We start from the raw sequence: 15,496 nt of genomic DNA, 5'->3' as shown, positions 1-15,496 counted from the left end.
CCGCGCCGCCCTTTCCGTGAATAAGGAAGGCGGAAATGTTCAACTACAGATTCCAGTGGAACCAGGCCTGGAAGCGACTGCCAGAGATGCTGGACGGCGCCGTTGTCACCATGCAGGTGGCGGTATTGTCGATGGTCATCGGTATCCTGCTGGCGATCCTGCTGACGCTGTTCCGGCGTTCCGGCAGCCGCATCCTGTCGGGGATCGCGACGACATGGGTCGAGATCGCACGCAACACCCCGGCGCTGTTCCAGATCTATATGGCGCATTTCGGGCTGGCGGGACTCGGGCTGCATCTGTCGCCCTATCAGTCGCTGCTTCTTGGGATCACCTTCAACAATGCTGGCTATCTGGCGGAAAACTTCCGCGGCGCGCTGAAAGCCATTCCCGATACGCAGCCCCGCGCCGGGCGTTCGCTTGGCATGTCGGACCTGCAGGCCTTCCGCTATATCATCCTGCCGCAGATGATCCGCATTTCCTTCCCGACGATCACCAACCAGATGGTCTGGGCGGTGCTGATGACCTCGCTGGGCGTCACCGTCGGCATGAACATGGACCTTTACGGCGTCACGCAGGACCTGAATGCGCTGACCTTCCGCACGTTCGAGCTGTTCGCCATGGCCGCCGTCATCTTCTACGTCATCGTCAAGATCATCCAGGCCGGCGCCTGGCTGATCTCTCGCCGTCTGTTCCGGTATTGAGGGGGCTGCCATGTTCGATACCGCACTGACCGCCAATGACTTCCTCTTCCTCGCCAAGGGCGCGGGGATGACCATCTTCGTGACTGTGATCGCGGTCTTCTTCGGCACCGTTCTGGGGATCATCTTCGGCGTTATCCGCTATCAGATCGGGCCGGTCTGGGCCGCGCCGATCACCTTTGTGCTGGATATCTTCCGGTCGATCCCGCTGCTGATCCAGCTTGTGCTGGCCTATGCCTTCCTGGGCACGGTGCTGCGGCTTGGCCTGTCGGGGCTGACCGTCGCCTGTATCGTGCTGACGCTGTACACATCCGCCTATTGCGCGGAAATCGTACGCGGCGGGATCGAGGCGGTGCCGCTGACCCTGCGCCGGGCCTCGCGGTCACTGGGCATGACCTGGGGGCAGGACATGCGCAATATCGTGATGCCGCTGGCCACGCGCGTCGCCCTGCCCAGCTGGATTGGCCTCGCGCTTGGGGTGATGAAGGATTCCGCCCTTGTCTATGTCGTGCAGGTGACGGAACTGCTGAAATCCACGCAGATCCTGATTACCCGCCTGCAGGAACCGCTGCTGTTGCTGATGATATGCGGCGCGTTCTACTTCCTTATCAGTTTCCCCGTCGCGCGTTTCGGCGGTTATCTGGAAAAACGGTGGTCCAATGATTGAGATCGAAAACGTCCGCAAATCCTTCGGCGCGCTGGAGGTGCTGAAAGGCATCGACCTGACCGTATCAAAGGGCGAGGTGCTGACCGTCATCGGCGGGTCCGGTTCGGGCAAATCGACGCTTCTGACCTGCATCAACGGGTTAGAGCCGATTCAGGCCGGCAAGATCACCGTCGACGGGATCGAGGTTCACGCCAAGTCCACCGACCTGAACAAGCTGCGCCAGAAGATCGGCATCGTGTTCCAGCAGTGGAATGCCTTCCCGCATCTGACGGTCAAGGAAAACGTCATGCTGGCCCCGCGCAAGGTGCTGAAACAGTCCAAGGCCGAGGCCGAGGCGATGGCCGTCAAGCAGCTGACCCATGTAGGTCTTGGCGACAAGGTCGATGTCTATCCCGGCCGGCTGTCGGGCGGCCAACAGCAGCGCATGGCGATTGCCCGCGCGCTGGCAATGTCGCCCGATTACATGCTGTTTGATGAGGTGACCTCGGCCCTTGATCCGCAGCTGGTGGGCGAGGTTCTGGACACGCTGCGCCTGCTGGCATCCGAGGGCATGACGATGATCTGCGTCACGCACGAGATGAAATTCGCGCGCGAGGTGTCCGACCGCGTGGCCTTCTTCCATCAGGGCGTCATGGCCGAAATCGCCCCGCCTGCGGAACTGTTTGGCGATCCGAAAGATCCCAATCTGCAACAATTCCTGGCGGCGACGCACTGACATGTCACAGCCGGATGTGATCGTGATCGGGGCCGGCGTCGTCGGCCTCTCCTCGGCGCTGGCTTTGCAGGCGCGCGGGCTTGCCGTTACGGTGCTGGACCGCGAAGGCCCGGCGGCGGGGGCGTCGGCCGGGAATGCAAGCTGCTTTGCGTTTTCGGAGATCATGCCGCTGGCTTCGCCTTCGACGCTGCTGAAAGCACCGAAATGGCTGCTGGACCCGCTGGGACCCTTGTCGGTGCCGCCGTCTTACGCGCTGAAGATCGCGCCATGGATGACCCGGTTTGCCATGGCCTCGATGCCGCATCGGGTGCGCCATTCGACCGACGCGCAGACGGCGCTGATCGACCTCGCACGGGCAGAGCTGGAGCCGTTCCTGGCCGCCAACGGCCACGGCAATCTGTTGCGCAAATACGGCAATTTGCAGGTCTATGAATCCGAGAAGGAATTTCGGGCCTCGCTGCCGACATGGCAGGCCCGCGAACGCCACGGCTTTGATTTCCGCCACCTGACCCGCGCGGAAATGGACGAGATCCAGCCCGGCCTCTCCCCCCGCTTCACCAGCGGCACGTTCACGCCCGCCTATTGGTCGATTTCCGACCCAAAGGATTACACGCTGGCCCTTGCGGATCGCTTCGCGGAACGTGGCGGGGTGATCGAAAGGGCCGAGGTCCGCAACCTGCGCATCAACGGCGACAACGTTGTCATCAACGACACCCGCCGCGTGCCGCAGGTGGTGCTGGCGGCAGGGGCGTTTTCGCACCGTATCGCGCGGACCCTTGGCGACAGGATCCCGCTGGAAACCGAGCGCGGCTATAACACCACCCTGCCCCCTGACGCGCTGGATCTGCGCGTGCAGATCACCTTTGGCGGGCATGGCTTCATGGTCACCAAGCTGGATACAGGTATTCGTGTCGGCGGCGCGGTGGAGCTTGGCGGGCTGGACGCGCCCCCGAACTATAAACGTGCCGAGGCGATGCTGAAGAAAGCCAAGTCCTTCTTCCCTGATCTTAAGACCGAAGGCGGTACTCAATGGATGGGCTTCCGCCCGTCTCTGCCCGACACGCTGCCGGTGATCGGCCCGTCCAGTGCCGGGCCGCGCGTGATCTATGCCTTTGGAAACGGCCATCTGGGCCTGACCCAATCCGCCGCAATGGCCCGGCTGGTCAGCGATCTTGTCACCTGCCAGCCCCCCGCAATCGACCTGCAACCCTTCGCCCCCTCACGGTTCTGATCCCATGGCAACCCACACGTTTTCCTGCATCGACGGCCATACCTGCGGCAATCCGGTCCGCCTCGTCTCGGGCGGTGGCCCGCGGCTGGAGGGGCGCGACATGCTGGAAAAGCGCGCCCATTTCCTGCGCGAATTCGACTGGATCCGCACCGGCCTGATGTTCGAACCCCGCGGCCATGACATGATGTCGGGCACAATCCTTTACCCGCCGACGCGGCCCGATTGCGACGTGGCCGTGCTGTTCATCGAAACCTCGGGCTGTCTGGCCATGTGCGGGCACGGCACCATCGGCACCATTACGATGGGCATCGAGAACGGGCTGATCCACCCGCGAGAGCCGGGCCGGCTGTCCATCGAAACCCCCGCCGGCAAGGTCGACATCAGCTATGTTCAGGACGGCCGCTTTGTCGAGGAAGTGCGCCTGACGAACGTGCCGGGCTTTCTGTATGCCGAGGGCCTGACGGCAGAGGTCGAGGGTTTGGGCGAAGTCGTCGTGGACGTCTCCTATGGGGGCAATTTCTATGCAATTGTCGAGCCGCAGAAGAATTTCCGCGATATGGCCGATTTCACTGCGGGCGAGCTGGTCGGCTTCTCGCCCAAGCTGCGCGCGGCGTTGAACGCGAAATACGAATTCGTCCACCCAGAACACCCGGCAATCAACGGGCTATCGCATATACTCTGGACCGGCCAGCCGACCGTGGAAGGTGCACATGCTCGCAACGCCGTGTTTTACGGCGACAAGGCGATCGACCGCAGCCCCTGCGGCACCGGGACCTCTGCCCGGATGGCGCAGCTGGCGGCCAAGGGCAAGCTGGCCGTCGGCGATGAGTTCTGGCACGAATCCATCATCGGCTCGATCTTCAAGGGCCGCATGGAAGCGGAAACGCAGGTCGCGGGACGCACGGCCATCATTCCGTCGATCGCCGGATGGGCGCGGATGACCGGCTATAACACCATCTTCATCGACGACCGCGACCCCTTCGCGCATGGCTTCGTGGTGAAATGACTGCCACCCGCGTCCTGACCGGCACGGCCGAAGGGCCGGTACTGGCGATGGATCAGGGTCTCAGCTTCTGGGGCGGTGTCGATCCCGACAGCGCGCGCGTCATCGACGAACACCACCCGGCCTATCGCGCCGAACTGAACGGGCGCGTGGTGCTGATGCCGACCACGCGCGGCTCCTGCTCCGGCTCTGGCGTGATTCTGGAGATGCTGCTGAACGGCTTTGCCCCCGCCGCGCTGATCTTTTCCGAAGCCGAGGACGTGGCGACGCTCGGCGCGCTGATCGGTGCAGAGATGTTTGGCCGCGCCCTGCCGGTGCTGCGCGTGACGCCCGGTGATCTTGCGCGGCTGTCACAGTCACCACGACTGACCGTCACGCCCAATCGGATCATTGGCGACGGCATCGCGCTGCCCATCGCCGACCCGCCGCCAGGCGACCTGACCCTGACCGAGGAGGACCGAGCAGTCCTGTCGTGTCGCGACGGAAAGGCCGCAGCGCTGGCGATGCGGGTCATCTGCGCCATGGCCCGGCTGCAAGGCGCACGCAGCCTGACGCAAGTGACTCGCGGTCATATCGACGGCTGCATCCTCGCCAATCAGGCCAATCTGATATTCGCCGAAAAGATGGCTGCGATGGGTGCGCGCGTGCAGGTGCCGACGACAATCAACGCAATTTCGGTGGACCGCCAGAACTGGCAACGCCAAGGCGTGCCGATGCTGTTTGGCGATCAGGCTTCACGGCTGGCGGATGCCTATGTGCGCATGGGCTGCCGGCCCAGCTTTACCTGCGCGCCCTATCTGCTGGCTGACCGGCCCGCCAATGGCGAAGATATAGCCTGGGCGGAGTCGAACGCGGTGATTTACGCCAATACCGTGTTGGGCGCGCGCACACCGAAACATCCCGACTATCTTGATCTGTTCATCGCTATGACCGGGCGCGCGCCACTGTCGGGCGTCTATCTGCAAGACGAACGCCGCCCCGCGCGGCTACTGGATTTCGACCTGCCAGAGGGCGCCGATGACGCGATATGGCCGCTGGTCGGCTATCTGGCCGGGCTTGCCTCGCCCGACCGGATCCCGCTGTTGCATGGGCTGGCACGTCACGCACCAACGGCGGACGATCTCAAGGCACTTTGCGCGGCCTTCGGTACCACCTCGGCCGCGCCGATGCTGCATATCGAAGGGGTGACGCCCGAAGCCGACCTTGCCCCAAAGCCCGATGCAGACCGCCGCCAAATCACCCGCGCCGATCTGGTCCGCGCCTGGCAGGACTTCAACCAGGGCCCTGAGACCGTCGAGCTGGTCGCCATCGGCAGCCCTCATGCCTCGGCCGCCGAATGCCGCGAACTGGCCCGGCTGCTTGACCGCCGCACAGTCAGCGCGGCCACCATCCTTACCGCCGGGCGCGAGATCATCGACGCATTGCGGGCGGATGGGACGCTTGCCACACTGGAAACATCGGGAGTGCAGGTCATCCCCGATCTCTGCTGGTGTTCGATCACCGAGCCGGTCTTTCCGCCCGAAACGCGCACGGTGATGACCAATTCGGGCAAATACGCCCATTACGGCCCCGGCCTGTCCCGCCGCGCCCTGCGTTTCGGCAGCCTTGTCGAATGCGCGACAGCAGCGCTGACGGGCCGCGCCGCCAAGCCCCTGCCGGTCTGGCTGGCCTGACCCCTGCCGCAGAACCACCCATGCCAGGCGATCCGCGCCCGGCTTGCGCATGTTTTGCGCATGCCTTTCCCGTCCTGCGTGTCCACCAACAAAAAAAACGGATCAAACCACACATTTTTGTCGACATGTAAAATATTCAACATATTCTTTCTGCGTAAACGTGAATCAACAGGGAGCAAGACATGAAAGACTTCGTCCTCAGAACGATGTTGGCAGGTGGTTTTTCCGCCCTCGCATTTGCCGCCGCCGCGCAGGAGGTCAGCTGGCGGGTGCCGACCTCGGTCCCCGAAGGCTCGCCCTATTACGAGAGTTTTCTTGTCCGCTTTGCCGATAACGTCGAGCTGCTGACCGATGGCCGGGTGGAAATCCAGCCCTTCGGCGCCGGCATTCTTGTCCCCGCGTTGGAGGTCTATGCCGGCGTCAAGGACGGCATCACCGAGGCCGGGCATTCCACCCCCAGCTATCTGGTCAACCAGAACCCCGAAAACGCCATCTTCTCGGGCTTTCCGGGCGGGATGGGGCCGGAAGCCTATACCACCTGGATCTATGAGGAAGGTGGCAAGGACGCGCTGGAAAAACTGCGTGCTACAGAAGGGCTGAAATCGCTGGTCGTCGGCATCGGCTCGTCCGAGATCATGGCCCATTCCAACAAGCCGCTGAAGACCGCTGAGGATCTGAAGGGCCTGAAATACCGCACCTCTGGTCCCTGGGCCGAGGTGATGAAGGACTATTTCGGCGCTGTTCCGACCGTGGTCCCGCCGGGCGAGATCTATACCCTTCTGGAACGCAAGGGTGTGGATGCCATCGAATGGGGCCCGCCCTCGGGCAACCTGCCGGAAGGTTTCCACGAAGCCGCGCCCTATATCGTGACGCCGGGGGTGCATCAGCCGACCTTCCTGTGGGAAGTGGTGGTCAAGCAGGAAACCTGGGACGCGCTGGCGGATGATCTGAAGCCGAAACTGGAAGCAGCGGCGCAACTGACCACGCTGCAGGCGCTGAACCATTTCTATGCGCAGGATATTGCTGCGATGGAGCAGTTCCGCGGCACCAATGTGGAAATCATCGCGCTTGATCCCGCCTTCGTCGAAGAGCTTTCGGCCGCGGGTCGCGACTGGATCACCAAAAAGGCCGAGGCAGAGGCCGGCGAAGGCCGGGCCGAGATGAAGGACGTCCTGACCAATTACACGGAGTTCCAGAATCGCTGGGCGGCTGAAAGCGGCTATCTGATCCGCAACCAGAACTGATCTGACAGCAGGGGGCAAGAATGAAGAAACTGCTTTCACTGATCGACGCGTTTTCGGCGCTGCTTGGGCGCATTTCCGAACTGGTCGTCATCCTTCTGATTGCCTCGATGCTTTACGAAGTGGTGGCGCGCTATGTCTTTGGCGCGCCGACCCTCTGGGCCTTCGACATCGCCTATATGAGCACCGGCGCCCTGTTCGTACTGGGCGCGGCCCAGACCCTGCGCCAGGACGCCCATGTGCGCATCGACGTGCTGTCCAGCCGGTTCCCCCCGCGCGTCCGGGGCGCCATTGACGGCATCGCATTCCTGTTCGTGCTGTGCCCGATCTTCGCCATGCTGGCCAAGATCGCAGGGCAGCGGGCATGGCGCGCCTTCGTCAATGGCGAGGTCGAGACCGTCAGCCCATGGGCGCCGCTGATGTGGCCCTTCTATTCGGTCCTGACCATTGGGCTTGCGGCGCTTGCCCTGCAACTCGCGGCCGAGGGGCTGCGCAACCTGATCGACCCTCGCCGGGACGACACCTTCCGGCTGGAGGCCTGACATGCTTGTTGCAACGCTGATGTTTCCGGCGCTGTTCGCGCTGATCCTGCTGGGCCTGCCGATTGCCTTTTCGCTGACCATCGTATCGGTCGGCGCCGGGCTGGCGGCCTTTGGCCCCGCCGCCTTCAACCAGCTTTACGGATCGTTCTATTCGGCCTCGACCAATTTCATCCTGTCCGCGATCCCGATGTTCATCCTGATGGGGGCGCTGCTGGAACGATCAGGCGTGGCTGAACGGCTGTTCAAGGTGATGAGCATGTGGCTGGGGAAATTGCCCGGCGGCATCGCGCTGGCGACCATTGCCATGGGCGGCATCTTCGCCGCCGCCGCCGGAGTTGTCGGCGCGGTCGAGGTGATGATCGGCATGATGGCGATCCCGGCCATGCAGCGGCTGGGATATGACAACAAGCTGATTGCAGGCACAATCTGCGCCGGCGGATCATTGGGGACGATGATCCCGCCTTCGGTCATCGCGGTCATGTATGCCTCGCTGGCGCAGATCTCGGTCGGGAAACTGCTGGCCGGGATGATCCTGCCGGGGCTGCTGATGGTGGGGCTGTTTTTGGCATACATCGTCATTCAGGGGATGATCCGGCCCACGCCGGTGCCGAAGGGCGCACCAGAGCCGGAACTGCCGCTTGGTCAAAAGCTGTGGCTGACGGTGACAACGCTGCTGCCGGTCTTTGCGCTGATCTTCGCGGTGCTGGGCTCGATCCTGGGCGGCATCGCCTCGCCTACCGAGGCCGCCGCCGTCGGTGCGGCGGGCGCGCTGATCCTGTGCGTGCTTTATGGCAGGTTCAGCCCGAAGGTGCTGACGGAATCGCTGTCGATCACGGTTCGTATTTCGGCCATGATCCTGCTGATCGTCGCTGCCGGCACCATGTTCATGGGCGTCTTTGCCGCCAATCGCGGCGCCAGCCTGATCCGCGACGTGATCGAGGCGACGGGATTGGGCACCACCGGCATGATCGTCTTCTTCCTGCTGATCGTGTTCCTGCTGGGCTTCGTGCTGGACTGGACGGCGAATGTGCTGATCTGCGTGCCGCTGTTTGCGCCCTTCGTGCGCGCGGCGGGCATCGACCCGATCTGGTTCGGCACGCTGGTCATCATCGTAATCCAGACCAGCTACCTGACGCCGCCCATGGCCTCTGCCATCTTTTATCTGAAATCCATTGCGCCCAAGGATATGACCTATGGCCAGATGTGCCGGGGCGTGTTGCCCTTCGTGGGGCTGCAAATACTGACCCTGCTGATCGTCGCGGCCTTCCCGGTGCTTGTCACCTGGCTGCCGGACCGTATCGTCGGCATTTGATCGAGGGAGAGCATCATGCGCAGCAGCAAGACCATTCACGTCATTTCCGCCCATGCCGAGGGAGAGGTCGGCGATGTCATCGTGGGCGGCGTCATGCCGCCGCCGGGCGCGACGATCTGGGAACAATCCCGCTGGATCGCCGCCGACAACCGCCTGCGCAATTTCGTCCTGAACGAACCGAGGGGCGGCGTCTTCCGCCATGTGAACCTGCTGGTGCCGCCCAAACATCCCGAGGCAGACGCCGCCTTTATCATCATGGAACCCGAGGACACGCCGCCGATGTCCGGCTCGAACTCGATATGCGTGTCCACGGTGCTGCTGGATGGCGGGCTGATCCCGATGGTTGAACCCGAAACCCATCTGGTGCTGGAAGCGCCGGGCGGGCTGGTCCGGGTCCGCGCCGAATGCAAGGATGGCAAGGCACAGCGCATCTTCGTGCAGAACCTCCCCAGCTTCGCCGGCCCGCTGGATCAAACGCTGGAAGTCGAGGGCATCGGCACCCTGACCGTCGATGTGGCCTTTGGCGGCGACAGTTTCGTCTTCGTCGACCCGGCGGCAATGGGTTTCGCCATGACCCCGGACGAGGCCCATGACATCGCCCGGCTTGGTGTCCGCATCACCAATGCCGCGAATGAACAGATGCAGTTTCGTCACCCGACCCTGCCCGACTGGACGCATTTCAGCTTTTGCCTGTTTGCCGGCGCGGTTCGCCGCGAAGGCAGCCAGCTGCACGCCAAGGCCGCCGTGGCGATTCAGCCCGGCAAGGTCGACCGCTCGCCCACCGGCACGGCGCTGTCGGCGCGGATGGCAGTGCTGCATGCGCGGGGCCAAATGACCGAGGCCGATCACCTGACGGCGGAATCGCTGATCGGGTCGACCTTCGGGGGGAGTATACTGGGCACGACCACGGTCGGCGACACGCCGGCGATCCTGCCCGAGATCTCTGGCCGGGGCTGGATCACCGGCATTCACCAGCACATGCTGGACCCTTCGGATCCCTGGCCGGAAGGCTACAGGCTGAGCGACAGCTGGGGCGCGCGCTGAAACCAAGCCTCGCGCTGCGCATTGATATGTCTCGATCTGTCGAATATTCAGGTTGTCGACTGAAAGTGAAGTGCATGACAAAGCTCCCGGAAGCAGCAATCCCAGAACGCAAACGTGGCGAAGGTGTTAAATTCGTCTACGAGATCCTGCGCGACGATATCCTGAACCTCGTCCTGCCGCCCGGCAGCCCCATCGACGAGATCCAGCTGTCCGAACGGCTGTCGATGTCGCGCACCCCGATCCGCGAGGCACTGGTGCGTCTGGCCGGCGAAGGGTTGGTGACGACGCTTCCCAACCGCTCGACCGTGGTGTCGAATATCGACTTTCTGAACCTGCACACGTTCTTTGATGCACTGACGCTGATGTACCGGGTGACGACGCGGCTGGCCGCCGAATACCGGACCGAAGCAGACCTGGCCCAGATCCGCGCCCATCAGGCCGCCTTCACCCGCGCGGTCGAGGCGCAGGATGCACTGGCCATGATCGCCACCAATCGCGACCTGCACGCCGCCATCGCCGAGGCGGGACGCAACCCCTATTACTCCAGCCTTTTCAGCCGCCTGCTGGATGAGGGGCGGCGCATTCTGCGGATCTACTATTCCTCATTCGACGACCGCCTGCCGCGCCAGTATGTCGACGAACATGAGGATGTTATCGCGGCGATTGAAGCGCGCGATATCGACACCGCCGACCGGCTGATCACCCAGCATGCCGATCAGATCGTGCGCCAGATCCAGCGTATGATCGCCGAAGACCGCCGCCGCCCGCTGTCGCTTTAACCACCCCGTTCCGCACCCGCGCCGCCCGCCTGCGGCCGGGTTTTCGCATCGCTGAATTTTTTGTCGACAAATAAAATACAACGCGTATTATCAACCTCAACACGCCACGATTCGCCGTCTCGACAGGAGAGCTTGACATGAACACAAACATTTTTTCCGGCACCATCCCGGCCCTGATGACGCCCTGCAAGGCGGATCGCAGCCCCGATTTCGATGCGCTGGTGCGCGAGGGGCAGATGCTGATCGACGCCGGGATGTCGGCGGTGGTCTATTGCGGCTCGATGGGGGATTGGCCGCTGCTGACCGATGCCGAGCGCATGGAAGGGGTCGAGCGGCTGGTCAAGGCGGGCATTCCGGTCATCGTCGGCACCGGTGCGGTGAACACGAAAATGGCGGTGGCCCATGCCGCGCATGCCCAGAAGGTCGGCGCGCAGGGGCTGATGGTGATCCCGCGCGTGCTGTCGCGCGGTCCCTCGCTGACTGCGCAGCGCGACCACTTCAAGGCCATTCTGGCAGCCGCGCCCGACCTGCCGGCGGTGATCTATAACAGCCCCTATTACGGCTTCGCGACCCGCGCCGATCTGTTCTTCGCCCTGCGCGCCGAACATCCGAACCTGATCGGCTTCAAGGAGTTCGGCGGCAAGGCCGACATGAGCTATGCTGCTGAAAACATTACAAGTCGCGACGACGATGTGACGCTGATGATCGGCGTCGACACCGGCGTTTATCACGGCTTTGTCAATTGCGGCGCGACCGGCGCCATCACCGGGATTGGCTGCGTTCTGCCCAAGGAAGTGCTGCATCTGGTCGCGCTTTGCCAGGCTGCGGCAGAGGGCGATGTCGATGCGCGGGCCCGCGCGCTGGAGCTGGAATCGGCGCTGGCGGTGCTGTCTGCGTTCGATGAAGGCCCGGATCTGGTGCTGTATTTCAAGCACCTGATGGTGCTGAAGGGGCACCCGGAATTTGCGCTGCATTTCAACGAAACCGATGCCCTGACCGACAGCCAGCGCGGCTTTGCCGAAGCTCAGTTGAAGCTATTCGACGCTTGGTATGCCGACTGGGCCAAGCAGCCCGGCGCGGTGCAGAAATACGCCGCCTGAGGCATCACAGCGCGTACACCGCCTGTACACAGGGCGTGCACAGACCGTGTGCACGCCCTTTCCTTTTCGCGATTACCCCGCCAGCAGGGCCGCGTTGCCGCCCGCCGCCGTCGTATCGACGCACAGATGGCGTTCGTGGGCCACATGGGCCAGATCGGGCATGGCGGTGATCAGCGACACGATCTCGCCCTTGCGGGATGCGAGCGCCTGCGCATAGGCGCGGCCGCGTTCGGCATCGCCCCACCACATCACCGCCGAGATGCCTTTCAGCGACGCCAGCGCATCGGGCGCGATGTCGCCATCGGTTCCCACCGCGCGGCCGCCCAGAAGCTCGACCGATTTCATCTGCGTGGCCACGGCCAGCGGACCGGGGCCGAGGCACAGGACCGGGCCGCGGCTGAGCGCGGTCAGCCGGTTCAATTCGCCCGTCGGCCCCGGCATCTGCCAGTCGCCGATGGCGCGCGGCGTGCGTTCGACCAAAGCGGCCTCGATCTTGGCCATATCGGCCTTGACCGCCCAGTCAGAGACCTTCGCGAAAGGTGCCTCGGGCGCGTAGAAGCGCGGCAGATATTGCGCCCCGCCCGCCTTGGGTCCGGTGCCTGACAGGCCTTCGCCGCCGAAGGGCTGGCTGCCCACGACCGCGCCGATCTGGTTGCGGTTCACGTAAAGGTTGCCGACATGGATGCTGTCGGCGACTTCCTGCACGCGGCTGTCGATGCGGGTGTGCAGCCCGAAGGTCAGGCCATAGCCGCGCGCGTTCACATCGGCGATCACCTTGTCGAAATCGCGCGCCTTGAAGGTGGCGACATGCAGGATCGGGCCGAAGATCTCGCGTTCCAGATCGTTGATGCCCGACACTTTCAGCATGGTCGGGGCGACAAAGCTGCCATCCGTGGGCGCGGCGACGCGGTGCAGCACCTGCGCGGATTTGCCGGTGACATAGGTCTCGATCTCTGTCTGGGCTTCGGTGTCGATGACGGGGCCGACATCGGTCGCCAGATGCCACGGATTGCCCAGCGTCAGCTCCTCCATCGCGCCTTTCAGCATCTCGATCATATGCGGGGCCACGTCTTCCTGCACATACAGGCAGCGCAGGGCCGAGCAGCGCTGACCGGCCGAGCGGAAGCTGGAGGCCACGATATCGCGCACCGCCTGTTCGGGCAGCGCGGTCGAATCGACGATCATCGCGTTCAGCCCGCCGGTTTCCGCAATCAGCGGCGTGCCGGGGGCCAGATTGTCGGCCATGGTCCGGGCGATGATCTGCGCGGTATCGGTCGAGCCGGTAAAGACCACGCCCGCGATTGCCGGATCCGAGGTGATCGCCGCACCAACGGTCCCGCCGTCACCCGGCAGGAATTGCAGCGCCGAGGCCGGGACGCCGGCCTGATGCATCAGCCGCACCGCCAGCGCCGCAATCAGCGGGGTCTGTTCGGCGGGCTTGGCCAGCACCGCGTTGCCCGCCATCAGGGCCGCGGCGATCTGGCCGGTGAAGATGGCCAGCGGGAAGTTCCAAGGGCTGATCGCCGCGATCACGCCGCGCGGCGCGCCCACGCGGGCCTCGCCCTCGGTCGCGTAATAGCGCAGGAAATCGACGGCCTCGCGCAGTTCGCCCACGGCGTCGGCCAGGGATTTCCCGGCCTCTTGCGCGAGGATGGCGAAGATCTCGCCGAAGTTTTCCTCATACAGATCGGCGGCGCGGCGCAGCACAGCGGCGCGTTCCGTCGCCGGGGCGTCCCAGACCTGCGCATCGGCCACGGCGCGGCGCGCGGTGTCGGCATCCGCGAACAGCACTTGGGCGATTTCCGCGCCGGTCGCCGGGTTGCGGACCGGATGGGGTGTTCCGGTCGGGGCGCTGACGGTGATCGGGTCGGCATTGGCTGGGTCGATGTGACGCGCGGCTTCGATCCGGTTCAGGGTGTCTTCATCCGTCAGGTCGAACCCTTCCGAGTTCTGCCGCCGGCCCCCGAACAGATCGGCGGGTGCCACCAGCGTGGCCGGTGCCTGCGCGTCTTCCAGCGCGGCGAAGGGGTCGCGGGCGACCTCTTCCGGGGTCACGGCATCGTCCATGATCTGATGGACAAAGCTGCTGTTTGCGCCGTTTTCCAGCAGGCGGCGGACCAGATAGGCCAGCAGGTCGCGATGCGCGCCGACCGGCGCATAGATGCGGCAGCGGCCCTTGGTTTCGCGGATCACGATGTCATGCAGGCGTTCGCCCATGCCATGCAGGCGCTGGAATTCGAAATCGGTATCGCCGACCATATCCAGAACCGCCGCGACCGTATGGGCGTTATGGGTGGCGAATTGCGGATAGATGCGGTCGGCATAGCCGATCAGCTTCTGCGCATTGGCGATATAGCTGACATCGGTTTCGACCTTGCTGGTGAACAGGGTGAAATCGGGCAGGCCTTCGACCTGCGCGCGCTTGATCTCGCTGTCCCAATAGGCGCCCTTGACCAGTCGCACCATGATCTTGCGATCCAGTGCCGTGGCGGTCGCATAAAGCCAGTCGATCACCGCGCCCGCGCGCTTGCCATAAGCCTGCACGACGACGCCGAAGCCGTCCCAGCCGGCCAGTTCGGGGTCGGCCATCACCGCAGCGATCACCTTCAGCGACAGGACCAGCCGGTCCTGTTCCTCGGCGTCGATATTCATGCCCATATTCGCGGCCTTGGCCTGACGGGCCAGATCGCGGACGACCGGCACCAGTTCGGCCAGCACGCGGTCTTCCTGCGCGACCTCGTAACGGGGATGCAGCGCCGACAGCTTGATCGAGATGCCGGGGTTGTCGCGGACGGTGCCCTTGTCGCAGGACCCGGCAATCGCCGCGATCGCGGCGGCATATTCGCGGGCATAGCGGGCGGCATCGGCGCGGGTCATCGCGGCCTCGCCCAGCATGTCATAGCTGTAGCTGTAGCCTTGCGATTCCAGCGTCTTGGCGCGATCCAGCGCCTTGTCGATGGTCTGGCCCAGCACGAATTGACGGCCCATTTCGCGCATCACGCGGCCAACGGCGGTGCGGATCACCGGCTCACCAAGGCGGCGGACGGCCCCGCGCAGGGTGCCGACGATGCCGGGCTGGTCGTCATCCAGCACCTTGCCGGTCAGCATCAAGGCCCAGGTCGAGGCGTTGACCAGCGACGACGAGGCCTCGCCCAGATGCCGGCCCCAGTCGGACGGCGCGATCTTGTCTTCGATCAGGGCGTCGATGGTCATGCGGTCGGGAACGCGCAGCATCGCCTCGGCCAGGCACATCAGGGCCACGCCTTCGCGGGTGGACAGGCCGTATTCCGCGAGGAAATGTTCCATCAGCGTCGGCTTGTCTTCGGTGCGGATGCGGCGGACCAGATCGGCGGCATTGGCGCTGATGCGGGCGCGCGTCTCGGGCGACAGGGCCGCCTGGGCCACGAGCTGCTGCATAAGACCCGGCGCGGGGCGGAACTTGGCGTCAAGCGTGAAGTCGGACAGGGCCGGGACTGCTGGCATGGGATTCT

Annotated in this window: 13 protein-coding genes; 12 read left to right on the top strand and 1 reads right to left on the bottom strand. The window is 64.2% G+C overall.

All coding sequences use genetic code 11. The annotated features are described in order from the left end of the window. The first annotated feature begins 35 nt into the window (after nt 1–35). The 12 genes from G7044_RS15825 to G7044_RS15770 all read left to right on the top strand — a co-directional run bounded on the left by G7044_RS15825 (nt 36) and on the right by G7044_RS15770 (nt 12,005). Nucleotides 36–701, top strand: a complete 666-nt coding sequence (locus G7044_RS15825; protein WP_166330624.1) for an amino acid ABC transporter permease — start codon at nt 36–38, stop codon at nt 699–701. Between the two features lie 10 nt (nt 702–711). Further along, the gene (locus G7044_RS15820) at nt 712–1,365 is read left to right on the top strand and encodes an amino acid ABC transporter permease (protein WP_166330622.1); all 654 of its coding nucleotides are present in this window, start codon (nt 712–714) and stop codon (nt 1,363–1,365) included. After that, nucleotides 1,358–2,080 carry an amino acid ABC transporter ATP-binding protein gene (locus G7044_RS15815; protein ID WP_166330621.1) on the top strand — a complete coding sequence of 241 codons (723 nt, stop codon included), beginning with the start codon at nt 1,358–1,360 and terminating at the stop codon, nt 2,078–2,080. Before G7044_RS15820 ends, G7044_RS15815 begins: the two co-directional genes overlap by 8 nt. A 1-nt stretch (nt 2,081) precedes the next feature. Beyond that, nucleotides 2,082–3,311, top strand: coding sequence for an NAD(P)/FAD-dependent oxidoreductase (locus G7044_RS15810; RefSeq protein ID WP_166330619.1), 1,230 nt, complete (start codon nt 2,082–2,084; stop codon nt 3,309–3,311). Between the two features lie 4 nt (nt 3,312–3,315). Then, a complete protein-coding gene (locus tag G7044_RS15805) occupies nt 3,316–4,317 on the top strand; it encodes a 4-hydroxyproline epimerase (RefSeq protein ID WP_166330617.1) in 1,002 nt (333 codons plus the stop codon). Continuing rightward, nucleotides 4,314–5,987 (top strand): cis-3-hydroxy-L-proline dehydratase, encoded by a 1,674-nt coding sequence (lhpI, locus tag G7044_RS15800; protein ID WP_166330616.1) that lies wholly within the window; start codon nt 4,314–4,316, stop codon nt 5,985–5,987. Before G7044_RS15805 ends, lhpI begins: the two co-directional genes overlap by 4 nt. A 182-nt stretch (nt 5,988–6,169) precedes the next feature. Beyond that, nucleotides 6,170–7,231 carry a TRAP transporter substrate-binding protein DctP gene (gene dctP / locus G7044_RS15795; protein WP_166330614.1) on the top strand — a complete coding sequence of 354 codons (1,062 nt, stop codon included), beginning with the start codon at nt 6,170–6,172 and terminating at the stop codon, nt 7,229–7,231. A gap of 20 nt (nt 7,232–7,251) precedes the next feature. Beyond that, nucleotides 7,252–7,770 carry a TRAP transporter small permease subunit gene (locus tag G7044_RS15790; RefSeq protein ID WP_166330612.1) on the top strand — a complete coding sequence of 173 codons (519 nt, stop codon included), beginning with the start codon at nt 7,252–7,254 and terminating at the stop codon, nt 7,768–7,770. Between the two features lies 1 nt (nt 7,771). After that, nucleotides 7,772–9,082 carry a TRAP transporter large permease gene (locus tag G7044_RS15785; RefSeq protein WP_166330610.1) on the top strand — a complete coding sequence of 437 codons (1,311 nt, stop codon included), beginning with the start codon at nt 7,772–7,774 and terminating at the stop codon, nt 9,080–9,082. A 15-nt stretch (nt 9,083–9,097) separates the two neighbouring features. Continuing rightward, on the top strand, nt 9,098–10,126 hold the full coding sequence (locus tag G7044_RS15780) for a trans-3-hydroxy-L-proline dehydratase (RefSeq protein ID WP_166330608.1): 1,029 nt from the start codon (nt 9,098–9,100) through the stop codon (nt 10,124–10,126). Between the two features lie 74 nt (nt 10,127–10,200). After that, nucleotides 10,201–10,905, top strand: a complete 705-nt coding sequence (locus G7044_RS15775) for a GntR family transcriptional regulator (RefSeq protein WP_166330606.1) — start codon at nt 10,201–10,203, stop codon at nt 10,903–10,905. Nucleotides 10,906–11,042: 137 nt separating this feature from the next. Beyond that, nucleotides 11,043–12,005 (top strand): dihydrodipicolinate synthase family protein, encoded by a 963-nt coding sequence (locus tag G7044_RS15770; protein ID WP_166330605.1) that lies wholly within the window; start codon nt 11,043–11,045, stop codon nt 12,003–12,005. 72 nt (nt 12,006–12,077) lie between these two features. On the opposite strand, the gene putA is transcribed toward G7044_RS15770, so the two are convergent. Further along, nucleotides 12,078–15,488: a bifunctional proline dehydrogenase/L-glutamate gamma-semialdehyde dehydrogenase PutA gene (gene putA / locus G7044_RS15765; RefSeq protein WP_166330603.1), complete on the bottom strand. Its 3,411-nt coding sequence runs from the start codon at nt 15,486–15,488 to the stop codon at nt 12,078–12,080. Between the last annotated feature and the right edge of the window lie 8 nt (nt 15,489–15,496).

The sequence above is a fragment of the Paracoccus xiamenensis genome, from assembly GCF_011308835.1.
In the GTDB taxonomy this organism is placed as follows: domain Bacteria; phylum Pseudomonadota; class Alphaproteobacteria; order Rhodobacterales; family Rhodobacteraceae; genus Paracoccus; species Paracoccus xiamenensis.
This window is presented reverse-complemented; position numbering and strand designations above follow the sequence as displayed.